The sequence below is a fragment of the Comamonas sp. MYb69 genome (genome assembly GCF_037479315.1).
Classification (GTDB): Bacteria; Pseudomonadota; Gammaproteobacteria; order Burkholderiales; family Burkholderiaceae_C; genus Comamonas.
Map to the genome: position 1 here is coordinate 87,182 of NZ_JBBGZG010000009.1, position 15,258 is coordinate 102,439.

Below are 15,258 nucleotides of genomic sequence, written 5' to 3' on the forward strand. Positions count from 1 at the left end.
ACTTTTTCACCGATTCAACTCCCGACAGGGTAGGCGCCGAGCACCTTGTAGAACGCACACAGCGCGCGCAGCTCATCCAGGGCCTTGGCCACATGGGGCTGCGACGGGTGGCCGTCCAGGTCAATATAGAAATAGTATTCCCACTGGCCGGTGCGGGCCGGGCGGGATTCGAAGCGCGTCATCGACACGCCATGCTTGCTCAGCGGCATCAGCAGCTCATGCACGGCACCGGGCCGGTTGGGCACCGAGACGACCAGGCTGGTGCAGTCCTTGCCACTGGGCTCGGGCGTGGCCAGCGTGTGGGGCAGGCAGATGATCGCAAAGCGCGTGCGGTTGTAGGCGTCATCCTGGATGGCATGGCTGATGATGTGCAGGCCGTACTGCTGGGCCGCACGCTCGCCGGCGATGCCGGCCATGTTCGGGTGCAGGGCCGCCAGGCGCGCGCCTTCGGCATTGCTCTCGACCGGGCGGCGCTCGGCATGGGGCAGGTGCTTGGACAGCCAGCCCTGGCACTGCGCCAGCGCCTGGGGATGCGCGGCCACGACCTCGATGCCTTCGAGCGAGTTGGTCGTGCGCATCAGGTTGTGGCGGATCAGCAGGCTCACCTCGCCCACGACATGGCAGGGCGTGTGCAGGAACATGTCCAGCGAGCGCGTGACCACGCCTTCGTTCGAGTTCTCCACGCCGACGACGCCAAACTGGGCGCTGCCCGCAGCGGTGGAATGGAAGACCTCTTCAAAACTGTTGCAGTACTTGATGTCGGCAGCGCCGCCAAAGTACTGGATGGCCGCTTCTTCGCAGAAGGTGCCGGCCGGGCCCAGGATGGCCACGCGCTGGGGCGATTCCAGCGCCAGGCAGGCGGACATGATCTCGCGCCAGATGGCCGAGACATGGGCGGCCTTCAAGGGGCCAGGGTTGGCGTTTTCAATCTTCTGGATGACCTGGGCGACCCGGTCTGGGCGGAAGAAGGGCGTGCCTTCGCGCTTTTTCAGCTCGCCCACCCGTTCGGCAACCAGGGCGCGCTGGTTCAACAAGGTCAGCAGCTGCGTGTCGAGATTGTCAATCTGGACACGCAGTGCGGCGAGTTCGGGGGACGCTTGGGGTGAAGTGCTCATGGTGGCCTGGGTGTGCGATGCGGGCAGCTCCCGGGGAGACTGCCAGCCAGTAAGAATAACGTAAGAGTGTTTCCCGGGCAAAACCGGGGCGTTGCTGATCAGCCCTGTTTTTCAAAACTTTGCATATAGTCCACCAGCGCCTGCACGCCTGCCAGCGGCATGGCGTTGTAGATGCTGGCGCGCATGCCGCCGACCGACTTGTGGCCCTTGAGCTGCAGCAGACCGCGCGCCTTGGCGCCATCCAGAAATGCCTGGTTGCGTGACTCATCCTTGAGGAAGAAGGGCACATTCATGCGCGAGCGGCAGTCGCGCGCCACGCGGTTCTCGTAGAGCTGCGAGCCATCGATGGCCTGGTAGAGCAGCTCGGCCTTGGCGCTGTTGCGCGCTTCCAGCGCGGCAACGCCGCTGGCAGCGCCTTCTTGCTGGCGCAAGATCCATTCAAAGGTCAGGCCGGCAATGTAGATGCCCCAGGTGGGTGGCGTGTTGTACATCGACTGGTTGTCGGCCACCAAGCGGTAGTTGAAGGCGCTGGGGCACATGGCCATCGCGTGGCCGAGCAGGTCATCGCGCACGACGACCAGGGTCAGGCCCGCCGGGCCCAGGTTCTTCTGCGCGCCGCCAAAAGCCAGGCCCACGCGGCTCCAGTCCACGCTGCGCGATGCCACATGCGACGAGAAATCGATCACCAGCGGCGCCTGGCAGCCCAGGCTGGCCAGGTCGGGCAGCTGCTGGAACTCCACGCCATTGATGGTCTCGTTGCTGCAGATGTGCACATAGCGCGCATCGGCACGCAGCTTCCAGCTGGCGGGATCGGGGATATGGGTAAAGCCCTGGGCTTCGTCGGTGGCGGCAGCTGCGGCGTTGCAGAACTTGGCCGCTTCCTTGGTCGACTTCTGGCTCCAGCTGCCGGTGACGACAAAATCGACCGCGCCGCCTTGCGACAGGTTCAGCGGCACGATGGCGTTTTCCGCCAGGCCACCGCCTTGCATGAACAGGATATGGAAGTTCTGCGGCACGGCCAGCAGCTGGCGGAAATCGGCTTCGGCCTTCTCGCAGATCGAGATGAACTCCTTGCCGCGGTGGCTCATCTCCATCACGCTCATGCCGCTGCCGCGCCAGTCCAGCATCTCGCTGGCTGCTTGCTGCAGCACGTCTTCAGGGATGGCGGCCGGACCGGCCGAGAAGTTATAGGGGCGTTGCATGGAAGGCCTTGTTGGCTCGCACAGCGAGCGGTGATAGCTATGGAAAAAGGAGCATAAAGGGCAGGAAAAAGCCATGTCGCAACATGGCTTTTTCTGTGCGGGCTTAGGAGCCGTCTGCCGGGCTTGCGGCGTCGTTGCCGTCCGCCCCCTGGGCGTTATCGGCGCCATCGGCACCGTCGGCCTCGGCGTTCTCGTCCGCCTGCGCATCGTTCTCGACAATGCGCTGCAGCCCGCTCAGCTTGGCGCCTGCATCGAGGCTGATCAGGGTCACGCCCTGCGTGGCGCGGCCCATCTCGCGGATCTCGGCCACCCGGGTGCGCACCAGCACGCCGGTGTCGGTGATCAGCATGATCTGGTCATCCGGGCTCACCAGGGTGGCGGCCACGACCTTGCCGTTGCGTTCCGACTGCTGGATCGCGATCATGCCCTTGGTGCCACGGCCGTGGCGGGTGTACTCGACGATCGAGGTGCGCTTGCCGTAGCCGTTTTCGGTGGCGGTCAGCACGCTGTGCAAGGTCTCGCGTGGCAGCTCGCCCAGTGCGGCAATGGCCGCCAGGTCGGCCGCTTCCAGCGCAGCGCGGGCCTCGTCGATCTGCTTGCGCACCGCGTCAATGTCAGCCGCTGGTGCCTGGGCGTCCTGCAATTCCTTGTCGCGGATCTGCAGGTTGTCCAGCGCGTCCTTGGCCTTGCGCGCTTCGACTTCGGCCGGGTGCTGTTCGGCCACCAGCATCGCGATCAGGTTCTGGCTGTCGTCGATGTTCATGCCGCGCACGCCGCGCGCATTGCGGCCCATGGGGCGCACATCGTTTTCATCAAAGCGCACGGCCTTGCCGCCATCGCTGAACAGCATCACATCGTGGCGGCCTTCGGTCAGCGCCGCGCCAATCAGCACGTCGCCATCGTCCAGGCCCACGGCGATGATGCCGGCCTTGCGCGGGTTGCTGAACTCGTCCAGCGAGGTCTTCTTGACCGTGCCCATGCGGGTGGCCATGAACACATAGTGATCGGCCGGGAAGCTGCGGTATTCACCGGTCAGCGGCAACACCACGTTGATCTTCTCGTCGTCCTGCAGCGGGAACATGTTGACGATGGGGCGACCGCGCGAGCCGCGCGAGCCGGCAGGCACTTCCCAGACCTTGAGCCAGTACAGGCGGCCCCGGTTGGAGAAGCACAGCAAGTAGTCGTGCGTGTTGGCGATAAAGAGCTGGTCGATCCAGTCGTCTTCCTTAGTGGCGGTGGCCTGCTTACCGCGCCCGCCGCGCTTTTGCGAGCGGTACTCGCTCAGCGGCTGACTCTTGATATAGCCGGTGTGCGACAAGGTCACCACCATGTCGGTCGGGGTGATCAGGTCTTCGGTGGACAGGTCTTGCGCGCTGTATTCCACCTGGCTGCGGCGTGCACCCAGCTTGGTCTGACCGAACTCGGTCTTCAGGGCCACCAGCTCTTCGCCGATGATGGTCGAGACGCGCTCGGGCTTGGCCAGGATGTCCAGCAGGTCTTCGATGACCGCCATGATGTCCTTGTACTCGGCAACGATCTTGTCCTGCTCCAGACCGGTCAGGCGCTGCAGACGCATTTGCAGGATTTCCTGCGCCTGCGTCTCGGACAGGCGGTAGAGGCCGTCCTGCTGCATGCCGAATTCCACTTCCAGGCCTTCGGGGCGGTAGTCGTCGGCATTGATGACGCCGCCATCAGTGCGCGTGCGGGTGAGCATCTCGCGCACCAGCTTGCTGTCCCAGCTCTTGGTCATCAGCTCGGCCTTGGCCACCGGGGGTGTGGGCGCATTGCGAATGATGGCGATGAAGTCATCGATATTGGCCAGCGCCACAGCCAGACCTTCGAGCACATGGCCGCGATCGCGTGCCTTGCGCAGCTCATACACGGTGCGGCGCGTCACCACTTCACGGCGGTGCTCCAGGAAGACCTTGATCAGGTCCTTCAGGTTACACAGCTTGGGCTGGCCATTGACCAGCGCCACCATGTTCATGCCGAAGGTGTCCTGCAGCTGGGTCTGCTTGTACAGGTTGTTGAGCACCACCTCGGGCACTTCGCCGCGCTTGAGCTCGATCACCAGGCGCATGCCGGACTTGTCCGATTCGTCCTGGATATGGCTGATGCCTTCGATCTTCTTCTCATGCACCAGCTCGGCCATGCGCTCCTGCAAGGTCTTCTTGTTGACCTGGTAGGGGAGCTCGTCGACGATGATCGACTGGCGCTGGCCCTTGTCGATATCTTCAAAGTGCACCTTGGCGCGCATCACGATCTTGCCGCGGCCGGTGCGGTAGCCTTCCTTGACGCCATTGATGCCGTAGATGATGCCGGCGGTGGGGAAGTCGGGCGCGGGCACGATCTCCATCAGGTCATCGACCGATGCCTCGGGATGGTGCAGCAGGTGCAGGCAGGCATCCACCACTTCATTCAAGTTGTGCGGAGGAATATTGGTGGCCATACCCACCGCAATACCGGCCGATCCATTGATCAGCAGATTGGGCACACGCGCGGGCAGCACCAGCGGCTCGCTTTCGGAGCCGTCATAGTTGGGGCCGAAGTCCACGGTTTCCTTGTCGATATCGGCCAGCATTTCGTGGGCGATCTTGGACAGGCGGATTTCGGTATAACGCATGGCCGCAGCACTGTCGCCGTCCACCGAGCCGAAGTTACCCTGGCCATCGACCAGCATATGACGCAGCGAAAAATCCTGGGCCATGCGCACGATGGTGTCGTAGACGGCGCTGTCACCGTGCGGGTGGTACTTACCAATCACGTCACCCACAATACGCGCGCTCTTCTTATAAGGGCGGTTCCAATCGTTGTTCAGCTCATGCATCGCATACAGAACCCGGCGGTGCACCGGTTTCATGCCGTCACGGGCATCTGGGAGAGCGCGGCCAACGATCACGCTCATCGCGTAATCGAGGTAGCTGCGGCGCATTTCCTCTTCCAGGCTGATCGGCAATGTTTCTTTAGCAAACTGGGTCATAGTGCGTGCATAGGTGGCGAAGTACAAGAGGCATTTTAGGCGCAAGCTGATGTTGCATGTGGGCAACATTCTAGGCCCAATGCGCTTTTGTCTTACCGTTGGCGCTACAGATAACTATGGCGATCCGGTACGCCTATGGCACAATAAGTAAGAACGTTTTTGGTGATGGTCACTGACGACGTCTTGATTCGCAGCGCGGCTGCGGCTTTTTCCCCAAGAGGAGAACCATGAAGAAACTGAACAAAGTGGCGATGTTGTTTGCCTCTGCAGCGCTTGCAACCGCCGCTGGAGCACAAATTAAGGCTGCTGATGGCGGCAAAGTAGTTGACAACTGGCAAAACGGCAGCGGTGAGTTGGTCTGGAAGAACGGTACCAACGAACTGTGCTGGCGCGATGCTAACTGGACCCCTGCTACCGCTGCTGAAGGCTGCGACGGTGCCCTGGTGAAGGCTGCTGAAGCACCCGCACCAGCACCTGCTGTTGCTCCAGCTGCTCCTGCACCAGCTCCAGTGGCTCCTCCAGTTGCCCAGACCCAAAAGGTCACCTACGCTGCTGACGCATTCTTCGACTTCGACAAGTCGGTGCTGAAGCCAGAAGGCAAGGCTAAGCTGGACGATGTGGCTTCCAAGGTGAAGAACATCAACCTGGAAGTGATCATCGCTGTGGGTCACACCGACTCCATCGGCTCCGATGCTTACAACCAAAAGCTGTCCGTGCGTCGCGCTGAAGCTGTGAAGGCTTACCTGGTGTCCAAGGGCATCGACAAGAGCCGCGTGTACACCGAAGGCAAGGGCGAAAAGCAACCAGTGGCAGACAACAAGACTGCAGCTGGCCGCGCCAAGAACCGTCGCGTGGAAATCGAAGTGGTGGGCACCCAGAAGTAATTCTTCTGCCCCTGCGCAAAAAAGCCCCATTCGTGGGGCTTTTTTTATGCCTGAATGCGCCTGCAGATGGTGGACAATCAGGCCATGAACCAGACTGTGAATGCCGATCCGGCCGAATTGGCCAAGTTTTCCGAGCTCGCCATGCACTGGTGGGATCCGGACAGTGACTTCAAACCCTTGCACCAGATCAATCCACTGCGATTGGAGTGGATCAATACCTTCAGTCCCTTGAATGGCCAGAAGGTGCTGGATGTGGGCTGCGGCGGCGGCATTTTGAGCGACTCGATGGCGCGCAAGGGCGCCACCGTGACCGGCATCGACCTGGCCACCAAGGCGCTGCGTGTGGCCCAGCTCCATGCGCTGGAGGCGCAAACCCCCAATATCAGCTACCAGGAAATCGCCGTCGAGACGCTGGCACAGCTGCAGCCCGAGAGCTTTGATACCGTCACCTGCATGGAGATGCTCGAGCACGTGCCCGACCCCGCATCGGTGGTCCAGGCCTGCCATGACCTGGTCAAGCCCGGCGGCTGGGTGTTTTTCTCGACCATCAACCGCAATGCCAAGGCCTTTGCGCTGGCGATTGTGGGTGCGGAATACATCTTGCAGATGCTGCCCAAGGGCACGCATGAGTTTGCCAAGTTCATCCGTCCCTCGGAGCTGGCCCACTACTGCCGCAGCGCCGGCCTGGTGCATGCGCACAGCAAGGGCTTGCAGTTCAACCCCTTGACGCAGCGCTACTGGCTCAATGAAGACACCAGCGTCAACTACATGATCGCAACCCGAAAGCCCGGCTGATGCAAAGATCGATACGCGCCATTCTGTTCGACCTGGACGGAACCCTGATTGACAGCGCCCCGGATCTGGGCGCCGCTGCAGACCAGATGCGGGTGGCAAGGGGTATGCCATCCTTGCCGATGGCCGATTACCGGCCGTATGCCGGATCGGGCGCGCGCGGCATGCTGCGCGTGGCCTTTGGCATGCAGCCCGAAGATGCCGAGTTCCCCACGATGCGCGAAGAGTTCTTCCAGAACTACGAGCGCCGCATGACGCAGGACACCACCGTGTTCGATGGCGTTTCCGACATGCTGGCCAGCATTGTGGCGCGCCAGCTGCACTGGGGCGTGGTGACCAACAAGTCCAAGCGCTTTACCGAGCCGCTGTCGCGCCAGATGGCCTTGTTCGCCAGTGCCGGTGCCGTCGTGAGTGGCGACACCACGCCGCATGCCAAGCCCCATCCCGAGCCGCTCTTTGAAGCAGCACGCCGCATCGGCGTCGATCCGCAGGACTGCGTCTATGTGGGCGATGACGAGCGCGACATCATCGCGGGCAAGGCTGCCGGCATGCACACCGTCGCCGCTGTCTACGGCTACCTGGGCGAAAAGCAGTCGGTCGCGCACTGGGAGGCCGATGATGTCATCAATTCTCCACACGAGCTCTTGAAACGGCTGAATCTGGCCTAAAATAGATGCTATGGGGCTGTCCTGGTTTCGACGTGGGTTCGGGATCGGTGTGGTGCATGTCGAGCTTGAATGACGCTCGTAAATCTCCGTTCAAAAAACTAACTGCAAACGACGAACGTTTCGCACTCGCCGCTTAAATCCGGTGAGCCTTGCAACAGTATGTTGATGGGCTGGGCAAGGGGGTAGCAATACCTCCCGGCTGCAAGGGAATTTACATCAGCTGGCCGTCTACCGGGTACCTTGGTAGATGGCAAGATCCAAGGGTACTGGCTTGCAATGCAGCGTGTGTCTGCGCGGCTTTGCAGGCGAGATTCAAACCAGAACACTAAACATGTAGATCTGCTCGACGAAGGCTGACGGACGCGGGTTCAATTCCCGCCAGCTCCACCATACAGCACAACGCCACACAAGAGGAATGCCTCTGTGTGGCGTTATTTTTTGCCCATTCGGTTGTCTTTGGTTGTCCAGAAAATCACACCGGAATCACACAGGCCTCACTGAACGGCTTTGAGGCTAGCCTGGGCTTCTGGAAGTCCTCGCGGATGAATTTCCCATGGGTGCGGAAAACCATCTCTACATCTTCATGATCTAGCTGTTGGACAACGTAACAGGGAATGCCACCAGCACTCAGTAGAGTGTAGGCGTATGAGTGCTGTATCAGATTGGGATTTCAACGGTCACAGCTGAAGGTAGGCAGGACCGAAGCAGGGCGCTTGGAGACAGGTCATCCCGCCCAAGGACAAACCAGCCGATCTCCTCGCACTGATTGAACGACTGCAGAGGATGGCCACCCAAGTGGGCAGGGAGCACGTCTTCAATGGCAGTCAACATCTTTCGCCAACTTTCTGGGTTCGTGCGAATCAGGGTCTTGGGTAAGACGCGAGAAGACATCCGTAGCCAAGTATTTGCCGATGGCTCCGTTTCGACACCCATATTCGCTCTTTGGCTGAGAGTTGTGCGAGAACTCTCATCGCAAGCCAAAAGGGTCTCTTTCCGAAGATTTCTATTCAGCAGTGTCCTCAAGGCCAAGGCGCTTCGGCGAGCAAAGTTTGGGTGGTGTGCCAAGGATTACCGCACCTGGAAAGTAGAAGCATCTTCCAAAAACATGGTAGTCCACAAAGGGTGCTGATCCATCATCGGAAGATCGATAGATACCGGATAGCACACCATCATCGCTGACTTTCAGGTTCATGAAGCGCGCATTGGTAAGGGGTTTAGAAATATTGAAGAAATCATTGCATGGGCTGATTTGCCCCTCAGAAGCAAATCCTGAGCCTTCTCGTTGGAGGTCCCCTTTGTATTCACAGTGAATGCCGTCGGGAGTTGATAGCTCGGCAGAGAGACCATCGCTCGTGAGAGACAATATCAATTTCGCGCTGTGAATGAAGCCGGAATGATTGCTTATTCCAAAAAATGAGACAGAGAATTGATTATGCAGACGCTGCTTGGTGTCCTCATACACATAGCGCGAAATTGCCTTCTGAGGCTCACCAGGAAGACTGATCGTGCCTGATTGGCTGGTGTCGAACTTTAGGGTGACCGTCCCAACTGCCTGAGAGATCTCTCCGCTCTGAATGCTGCCGCCGAGCGCGGGACCATTTTTGTATTCCACCAGATCTGCTGTGAAGATCTCCTGTTTTGCCATCTTTCCAGATGCTTGATAGAAGGTGGCGGATCCATCAGGGCGATAGCCGTAGTAAGACAAGATGACTGTCTCACCACCCTGGCGTTCAATCTGGAGACCGCGTCCCGGCTTCCCATTGAGTTCGCCGTCAAACGACCAATAGCCGGCTTCAGGAAGCGCAGCGAGGGCTGGTATGGCAAACCAGCTGACCGCTGCTGCTAGCAGGGCATGACACGTAATTCGCATTCTGACTCCTTGTCTGTTTAATCTTCATTTGGACGCTGGAGCAGTATATGCGGCAGCAATCAGTTACTGCGGAGTAGCTCTCAATACGATCTATTCCTTTGTCGCCTAGCAACTGCGATCCGATAGGAAAAAGATCAATTGGGGCATCCGCATGGTTGCAAGCATCCATTGGTGCTGCTGAACTCCAAGCGCGACATAAACGTATCTATTCTTCATCTGCTAAGCACACTGGCTGCAGCCTCAGTGATCACGGATATTATGGCCGATGACTGATTAAAGCAACAAAGCGTCTCAGTACTCGTAGCGCCTCAAACCCTCAATATCTTTCAACCGTACCGTACGGTAGCCCACCTCCAGCAAATCTTGCTTTTCCAGCTCCAGCAAGGCTTCATTGAAGCGGGCGCGCGAGACCTGGCAAAAATCGGCCAGCTCGCTCTGGGTGATGTTGAGCAAGCCGGCATCGGGGAAGGGAAAGTTCAGCGGTGTGATGAGGGAGCCCAGGCTTTGCGCGACCCGGCCGGTGACGCTCAGGCATTGCTTGGCGGTCAGCAGGCGCATCAATTGGTGGCTGCGCTCGGCCATCAGCTCCAGCAAAAACTGGCTGAACGTGGCAGATTGCTGGCGCAGCGCGTGGAAGGCGTGGGCAGGCAATGTAAGCATGGTCAGGTCATGCAAGGCGATGGCATCGCAGTCCATGGCCATGTGCGGGCGTAGCAAATAGGTTTCGCCAAACCAGCTGCCCGCGTAGCCGCACAAGGTGATGGAGCGGCCATCAGGCGTGGGCACGCAGATTTTGGCTGCGCCGCGCGTGACACCGGTCCAGCCCGTGGGGACGTCGCCCGCCTTCCACAGGTACTGGCCCGCATGCACATGGCGTACCTGCAGATGGGCGTGCACCAACTCTTGCGCCTGTGCTTCGCCCACCGTGTGTGCCCACATGCAATGCTGCCACTGGCCGAGCACCTGGTCCTTGCTGAGAAATGCGGCCTTGGGTTTCATTTAAATGAGAATTGTTCTCAAGAGAAAAGACTTCCCATTCTCTTCCAATTAAGCTCTTCCGCTGTCGTTGTAAGAGAACAAAAGGCGTAGCTATGCAAAATCAGGGGCGGTCGGTCGCAGCTCAGCGGAACAAATGGGGTGGTGGATGGGCGATGGTGCCCATCAGCCTGGCTATCGGGGTATTGGCCAGCAGCGCGCAGGCACAGATGGCGGCTGCGGCCGCAGAGTCTGAAGGCGCCGAGGCAGACACCCCATTGGCGGTGCAGCATGTGGTGGCATCGGCCGCGCCCAGCATCCGCAGCGAGCTGGCGCAGACCACCCAGGTCATCGACAGCGAACAACTGCAGCAGCAAGTGACGGCTGGCAAAAGTGTGGCCGAGGCCCTGGGGCAGCTGGTGCCGGGGATTGACCTGGGCGGGCAGTCGCGCAGCAATTTTGGCCAGAACCTGCGTGGGCGCACCATGCTGGTCATGGTCGATGGCGTCTCGCTCAACAGCTCGCGCGGCACGGCCCGGCAGCTCGATGCGATCGACCCGTTCAATATTGACCGTATCGAGGTGCTGTCAGGCGCCAGCGCCTTGTATGGGGGCGGCGCCACCGGCGGTATTGTCAACATCATCACCAAAAAAGGCAGCGCCGCTGGCCTGCAGCTGGGCAGCGAAGTGGGGGTCACCTCCGGCTTCCAGGGCTCGCGCGACCACCAGTACCGCTTGGCCCAATCCATTGCCGGCGGCAATGAGCAGGTGCAGGCGCGCCTGGGCATTGCGCTGCAAAACAATGGCAGTTTTTATGACGGCAAGGGCAAGCCGGTGCGCACCGACATTGCCCAGACCGATGCCCAGAACACCAAGGGGGTGGATGTGCTGGGCAATGTGCAGATCAAGATCAGCCCCGAGCAAAGCCTGGGCCTGACCGCGCAGTACTACCGCAACCGGTTTGATGGTTCCTCCTACCTGTATGGCGGCCCCAACCTGGCAGGCATCATGGGTGGCAAGCCGGAGCTCTTGGAGCAGCGGGGCGGCTTTGTCAGCGATGTGATGCCGCAGACCGAGCGGGCCATGTTCAATGCCGACTACCATGCCGCCAAGGTCTGGGGCGACCAGGACCTGTATCTGCAGGCCTTCTGGCGCCAGGAGAAGCTGGACTTTGCGCCTTTCCCCAGCTCCGTTGTGACCGCCTCCCACCAGAACACAGACACCTGGGGCCTGAAGGCTGCGCTGGCCAAGTCCTGGGGCGACCTGAGTGTGCGCTATGGCCTGGATTGGGACCGCGAGAGCTTTGATGGCAGTGCCACCGTGTTCGATACCGCGCAGGCGCTGGCCAGCGGCGGCATGGTCAACCGGCAAATCGGCAGCACCGGCCGCTACCCGGGCTACCGCGTCAATACCGCTGCCGCCTTTGCCCAGGCTGAATGGAAGCTGAACCCGCAGTGGACTTTGAACGGCGGCCTGCGTTACCAAAGCACCGACTTGCAGGTGGACGATTTTGTGGGCTACACCCAGCAGCTCTACATGCTGCTGGGCCGTGGCAACTCGGCCGATGCGATCCCTGGCGGCAAGAACAGCTACAACGTGAGCCTGTTCAACCTGGGCGCCCGCTACCAGATCGATGCTGCCCGCAGCACCTGGCTCAACTACGCCGAAGGCTTTGAGCTGCCGGACCCCGGCAAGTACTACGGCCAAGGCAACTACCAGGCCAATGGCACGCATTGGCAACTGGTCAGCGGTATTGATCCGAAAAGCTCTCCGCTGCAAGGCATCAAGACGCGGCAGGTGGAATGGGGCTTCAAACAGGCCAGCGGTGCCGTCAAGCTGCAGTCCGCGCTTTTCTATGCCTGGTCGGACCAGACCTTGCAGCTCAACAACGCCAACAACAATGTCACCATCAATGTGCTCGATGAGAAGCGGCGCAACTACGGTTGGGAAGGCAGCCTGGATGTGGCCGTCGCCAAGAACTGGGCGCTGGGTGGCAATGCGCTGTGGATCCGCTCGGAGACGCGGCAAAACGGCAGCTGGGCCAAGCAGTCCATCATGACGGCGAGCCCCTCCAAGCTGTCGACCTATGTGCAGTGGAGCCCGAACCCCTGGCAACTGCGCCTGCAGGCCTCCCACATGTTCAGGCTCAAGGATGACAGCGCGGGCAAGATCGATGGCTTCACGGTGCTCGACCTGATGGGTGGCGTCAAGCTGCCGGTCGGCCGCCTCAACGTCGGTATCCAGAACCTGCTGGACAAGCAGTACCTGACGACCTGGTCGCAGCGCGCGATGGCCTTGTACGGCGTGGGTGCGGTGTCACCGCAAACCTTTGCGTTCTATGGCCGCGGGCGCACCTTCTCGCTGAACTACAGCGTTGAATACTGATGGCGGCAGGTGTGCAAACCCAGGGCGCAAGCTTGAACGCGGCGCAGCGCCCCTGGCAGTTTTGGGCGGTGCTGGTGGCGCTCTATATTGCGCAGGGCGTGCCGTCGTATCTGATGATCATGACGGTGCCCGCCGCACTGCGCGCTGCCGGCATGCCTTTGCAGCAGGTGGGTATGCTGTCCATCCTGATGCTGCCGCTGGTGCTGAAGTTTTTGTGGGCGCCCTGGGTGGACCGCTTGCGCCCCTTGCGCTGGGGCCACCGCCGGGGCTGGATCGTCTGCACCCAGCTGGCGTCGGTGCTGGCGATTGGCGCACTGGCCTGGGTGGGGCCGCAGGCGTCCATCACCACGATTGTTTGCATCGGCATGTGCCTGGCGCTCAGCATCGCCACGCAGGATATCGCCACCGACGGCTATGCTACGCAGCAGCTGCGCAGCGATGAGCTGGGCCGGGGCAATGCGATCCAGGCCGCATCGGTGGCCGGTGGTGTGCTGCTGGGCGGCACCTTGGCGATGGCGCTGGTCGATCAATGGGGCTGGCAAGCCACCATGCTGTTGATGGCCGCGCTGTCGTTGCTGCCTTTGCTGGCGCTGCCGTGGATGGACGAAGGCATGCCTGCTGCCGCCGCGGAGGATGCGCAAGACGGCGCTGCCACAGTGCCTGTGCGCCCCAGCATCAGCCAATTTTTTGCGCGCCCCGGTGTCTGGGCAATTCTGGGCCTGGCCGCCGTTTATCGGCTGAGTGAAGGCATGTTGCGCTCGATGGAAAGCAGCTACCTGCTGCACAGCGGCCTGAGTTTGAGCGAAGTGGGGGTGATTGCCGGCAGCGGCGCTGCACTGGCCGGCTTGCTGGGCAGTTGGCTGGCGGCCCAGTGGTTGCGGCAGCGCAGCCGCAGCCAGGTGCTGCTGGGCTTGAGTGCCTTGCGTGTGCTGGCCTTTGCGTTGTTCCTGGCGCATTCGCTGCACTGGCTGGGCGGCACGACCTCCTTGGCTGTTTTGGCCGTGGGCTTGAGCGTGCATCGTTATATGGAGATGGTGGCGCTGTATGCGCTGTTCATGGCCTCGTCCAGCCGCCAGCAGCCGGGCACGGATTTTTCGATCTTTGTCTGTGCCGAGTTGCTGAGCTATATGCTGAGCGCGATGGCGGGCGGCTTCATTGCCAAGCACTTCGAGTTCTCTGGACTGTTTGCGATTGCGACGGCGATTGCGGTGGGCTGCTGGCTGGCCACCGCTGCGTTGCTGCGGCGCCATGCGCAAGTGGTTGCCGATACCGGGAGACGCATATGACGGTGCCGCAGACGCTCGTACGCAAGGCCCATATCCATCTGCCGCAAGCCGGCGCGTTTGTGGACTGGTTGCTGCAGCATTGGCGCGATGAGGGCATCGACGTGAGCCAGCCCCAAGCGGGCACCTTGTTGCTGGCCTTGGCCGATGTGGGCACGGCCAGGCTGCAGCAAACCAGCGCCAGCGGCATTGATTGCCTGCTGCAACCGGTGGCGCCGCGCATGGGGGAATTGATGCAGCTGTCTTTGGCCGAGCACCTGGCCGAGTTCGCCGACCAGATGGCCTGGGTGGAGGGCAGTTGGGAGCTGGTCTGGGAAGGCGATGCCCCGCCTGCGACCTCCAGGCTGCAAGTGATGCGTGTTCTCAGCAACCAGGCGCTGTCGCCGCGCATGCGCCGCATTCGCCTGGCGGCGGGCGATATCAGCGCCTTTGCTCCCAGTGGCTTGCATGTGCGCATGCTCTTGCCCGAGCCCGGCCAAGCGCCGGCATGGCCGACCCTGGCCGATGGCAACCGCCTGCATTGGCCTGCCGGCAAACCGGCATTGGCACGCCGCACCTACACGATCAGCGCGATGGATCCTGAAGAGGGCTGGCTCGAAGTCGATGCCTTGCTCCACCATGGCACGGGCCATTCCGATCCGCACATGGCCGGGCCTGGTGCCGTCTGGGCTGCCAGCGCCGAGCCGGACTCCGAGGTGGGCGTGCTGAGCCCGGCCGGCGGCATGGTGCCGCAAGCACAGCATTGCGTGCTGGTGGCAGATGCTTGCGCCTTGCCCGCAGCGGCACGCATTGCGCAGGCGCGGCTGGCGGGTCAATCCACCGCTTTGCTTCTCTGGGTGTCCGATGCCCAAGAGCAAGCCGCGTTGGCGCCAGCGTTTGCCGGCATGCAGGTCACCTGGATGCGCGGCGGCGTGCCCGGTGCGTCGCAGCTGGAGATTGCGCAAGTGCTGCAATGGCTGGCGCAGCAGGATTGGCACCCGCACGATACGGTGCTGTGGGTTGCGGGTGGCCTGCCGTTGACGCAGGCGGTGCGCCGCAGTGCGGCGCGGCTACCGTCCTTGGTGCAGATCAAGTCGCTGGTGCATACCTATTGGCGCTAAGCTTC

The 15,258-nt window shown here is 61.3% G+C and carries 11 protein-coding genes and 1 other RNA gene; 7 read left to right on the forward strand and 5 right to left on the reverse strand.

Annotated features, from left to right (window positions below; translation table 11 throughout):
- Positions 1–14 precede the first annotated feature (14 nt).
- The 3 genes from pheA to gyrA all read right to left on the reverse strand — a co-directional run bounded on the left by pheA (position 15) and on the right by gyrA (position 5,297).
- Positions 15–1,115 carry a prephenate dehydratase gene (pheA, locus tag WH303_RS13975; protein ID WP_021027337.1) on the reverse strand — a complete coding sequence of 367 codons (1,101 nt, stop codon included), beginning with the start codon at positions 1,113–1,115 and terminating at the stop codon, positions 15–17.
- 98 nt (positions 1,116–1,213) lie between these two features.
- Positions 1,214–2,317, reverse strand: coding sequence for a 3-phosphoserine/phosphohydroxythreonine transaminase (gene serC, locus WH303_RS13980; protein ID WP_339519210.1), 1,104 nt, complete (start codon positions 2,315–2,317; stop codon positions 1,214–1,216).
- A 103-nt stretch (positions 2,318–2,420) separates the two neighbouring features.
- Positions 2,421–5,297 carry a DNA gyrase subunit A gene (gene gyrA, locus WH303_RS13985; RefSeq protein ID WP_339519211.1) on the reverse strand — a complete coding sequence of 959 codons (2,877 nt, stop codon included), beginning with the start codon at positions 5,295–5,297 and terminating at the stop codon, positions 2,421–2,423.
- A gap of 227 nt (positions 5,298–5,524) precedes the next feature.
- On the opposite strand from gyrA, the gene ompA reads away from it, so the two are divergent.
- The 4 genes from ompA to ssrA all read left to right on the forward strand — a co-directional run bounded on the left by ompA (position 5,525) and on the right by ssrA (position 8,031).
- On the forward strand, positions 5,525–6,181 hold the full coding sequence (gene ompA / locus WH303_RS13990) for an outer membrane protein OmpA (RefSeq protein ID WP_312986727.1): 657 nt from the start codon (positions 5,525–5,527) through the stop codon (positions 6,179–6,181).
- An 84-nt stretch (positions 6,182–6,265) separates the two neighbouring features.
- Positions 6,266–6,976 (forward strand): bifunctional 2-polyprenyl-6-hydroxyphenol methylase/3-demethylubiquinol 3-O-methyltransferase UbiG, encoded by a 711-nt coding sequence (gene ubiG / locus WH303_RS13995; RefSeq protein ID WP_339519212.1) that lies wholly within the window; start codon positions 6,266–6,268, stop codon positions 6,974–6,976.
- On the forward strand, positions 6,976–7,641 hold the full coding sequence (locus WH303_RS14000; protein WP_021027342.1) for an HAD-IA family hydrolase: 666 nt from the start codon (positions 6,976–6,978) through the stop codon (positions 7,639–7,641). The genes ubiG and WH303_RS14000 overlap by 1 nt, the downstream gene beginning before the upstream one ends.
- Before the next feature lie 12 nt (positions 7,642–7,653).
- Positions 7,654–8,031, forward strand: a transfer-messenger RNA (tmRNA) gene (gene ssrA, locus WH303_RS14005).
- A 613-nt stretch (positions 8,032–8,644) separates the two neighbouring features.
- On the opposite strand, the gene WH303_RS14010 is transcribed toward ssrA, so the two are convergent.
- Together WH303_RS14010 and WH303_RS14015 are read right to left on the reverse strand one after the other, a co-directional pair.
- Complete coding sequence (locus tag WH303_RS14010; RefSeq protein WP_339519214.1) at positions 8,645–9,511, reverse strand: hypothetical protein; 867 nt, start codon at positions 9,509–9,511, stop codon at positions 8,645–8,647.
- A 291-nt stretch (positions 9,512–9,802) separates the two neighbouring features.
- Positions 9,803–10,510 carry a Crp/Fnr family transcriptional regulator gene (locus tag WH303_RS14015; RefSeq protein ID WP_339519216.1) on the reverse strand — a complete coding sequence of 236 codons (708 nt, stop codon included), beginning with the start codon at positions 10,508–10,510 and terminating at the stop codon, positions 9,803–9,805.
- A 152-nt stretch (positions 10,511–10,662) separates the two neighbouring features.
- Here WH303_RS14015 and WH303_RS14020 point away from each other — a divergent pair, with 152 nt between their 5' ends.
- From WH303_RS14020 to WH303_RS14030, 3 genes are read left to right on the forward strand one after another with little or no spacing between them, the layout of a single operon-like run.
- The gene (locus WH303_RS14020) at positions 10,663–12,870 is read left to right on the forward strand and encodes a TonB-dependent receptor (RefSeq protein ID WP_339519218.1); all 2,208 of its coding nucleotides are present in this window, start codon (positions 10,663–10,665) and stop codon (positions 12,868–12,870) included.
- Entirely contained in the window at positions 12,870–14,156 is a 1,287-nt protein-coding gene (locus WH303_RS14025) for an MFS transporter (protein WP_339519220.1), read from the forward strand. Before WH303_RS14020 ends, WH303_RS14025 begins: the two co-directional genes overlap by 1 nt.
- A complete protein-coding gene (locus tag WH303_RS14030) occupies positions 14,153–15,253 on the forward strand; it encodes a siderophore-interacting protein (RefSeq protein WP_339519221.1) in 1,101 nt (366 codons plus the stop codon). The genes WH303_RS14025 and WH303_RS14030 overlap by 4 nt, the downstream gene beginning before the upstream one ends.
- Positions 15,254–15,258 lie beyond the last annotated feature (5 nt).

What these genes read in the sequence shown, in the direction of transcription:
- pheA (WP_021027337.1), bottom strand. Translation starts at nt 1,115, where the DNA reads ATGAGCACTTCACCCCAAGCGTCCCCCGAACTCGCCGCACTGCGTGTC.
- serC (WP_339519210.1), bottom strand. Translation starts at nt 2,317, where the DNA reads ATGCAACGCCCCTATAACTTCTCGGCCGGTCCGGCCGCCATCCCTGAA.
- gyrA (WP_339519211.1), bottom strand. Translation starts at nt 5,297, where the DNA reads ATGACCCAGTTTGCTAAAGAAACATTGCCGATCAGCCTGGAAGAGGAA.
- ompA (WP_312986727.1), top strand. Translation starts at nt 5,525, where the DNA reads ATGAAGAAACTGAACAAAGTGGCGATGTTGTTTGCCTCTGCAGCGCTT.
- ubiG (WP_339519212.1), top strand. Translation starts at nt 6,266, where the DNA reads ATGAACCAGACTGTGAATGCCGATCCGGCCGAATTGGCCAAGTTTTCC.
- WH303_RS14000 (WP_021027342.1), top strand. Translation starts at nt 6,976, where the DNA reads ATGCAAAGATCGATACGCGCCATTCTGTTCGACCTGGACGGAACCCTG.
- WH303_RS14010 (WP_339519214.1), bottom strand. Translation starts at nt 9,511, where the DNA reads ATGCGAATTACGTGTCATGCCCTGCTAGCAGCAGCGGTCAGCTGGTTT.
- WH303_RS14015 (WP_339519216.1), bottom strand. Translation starts at nt 10,510, where the DNA reads ATGAAACCCAAGGCCGCATTTCTCAGCAAGGACCAGGTGCTCGGCCAG.
- WH303_RS14020 (WP_339519218.1), top strand. Translation starts at nt 10,663, where the DNA reads ATGGTGCCCATCAGCCTGGCTATCGGGGTATTGGCCAGCAGCGCGCAG.
- WH303_RS14025 (WP_339519220.1), top strand. Translation starts at nt 12,870, where the DNA reads ATGGCGGCAGGTGTGCAAACCCAGGGCGCAAGCTTGAACGCGGCGCAG.
- WH303_RS14030 (WP_339519221.1), top strand. Translation starts at nt 14,153, where the DNA reads ATGACGGTGCCGCAGACGCTCGTACGCAAGGCCCATATCCATCTGCCG.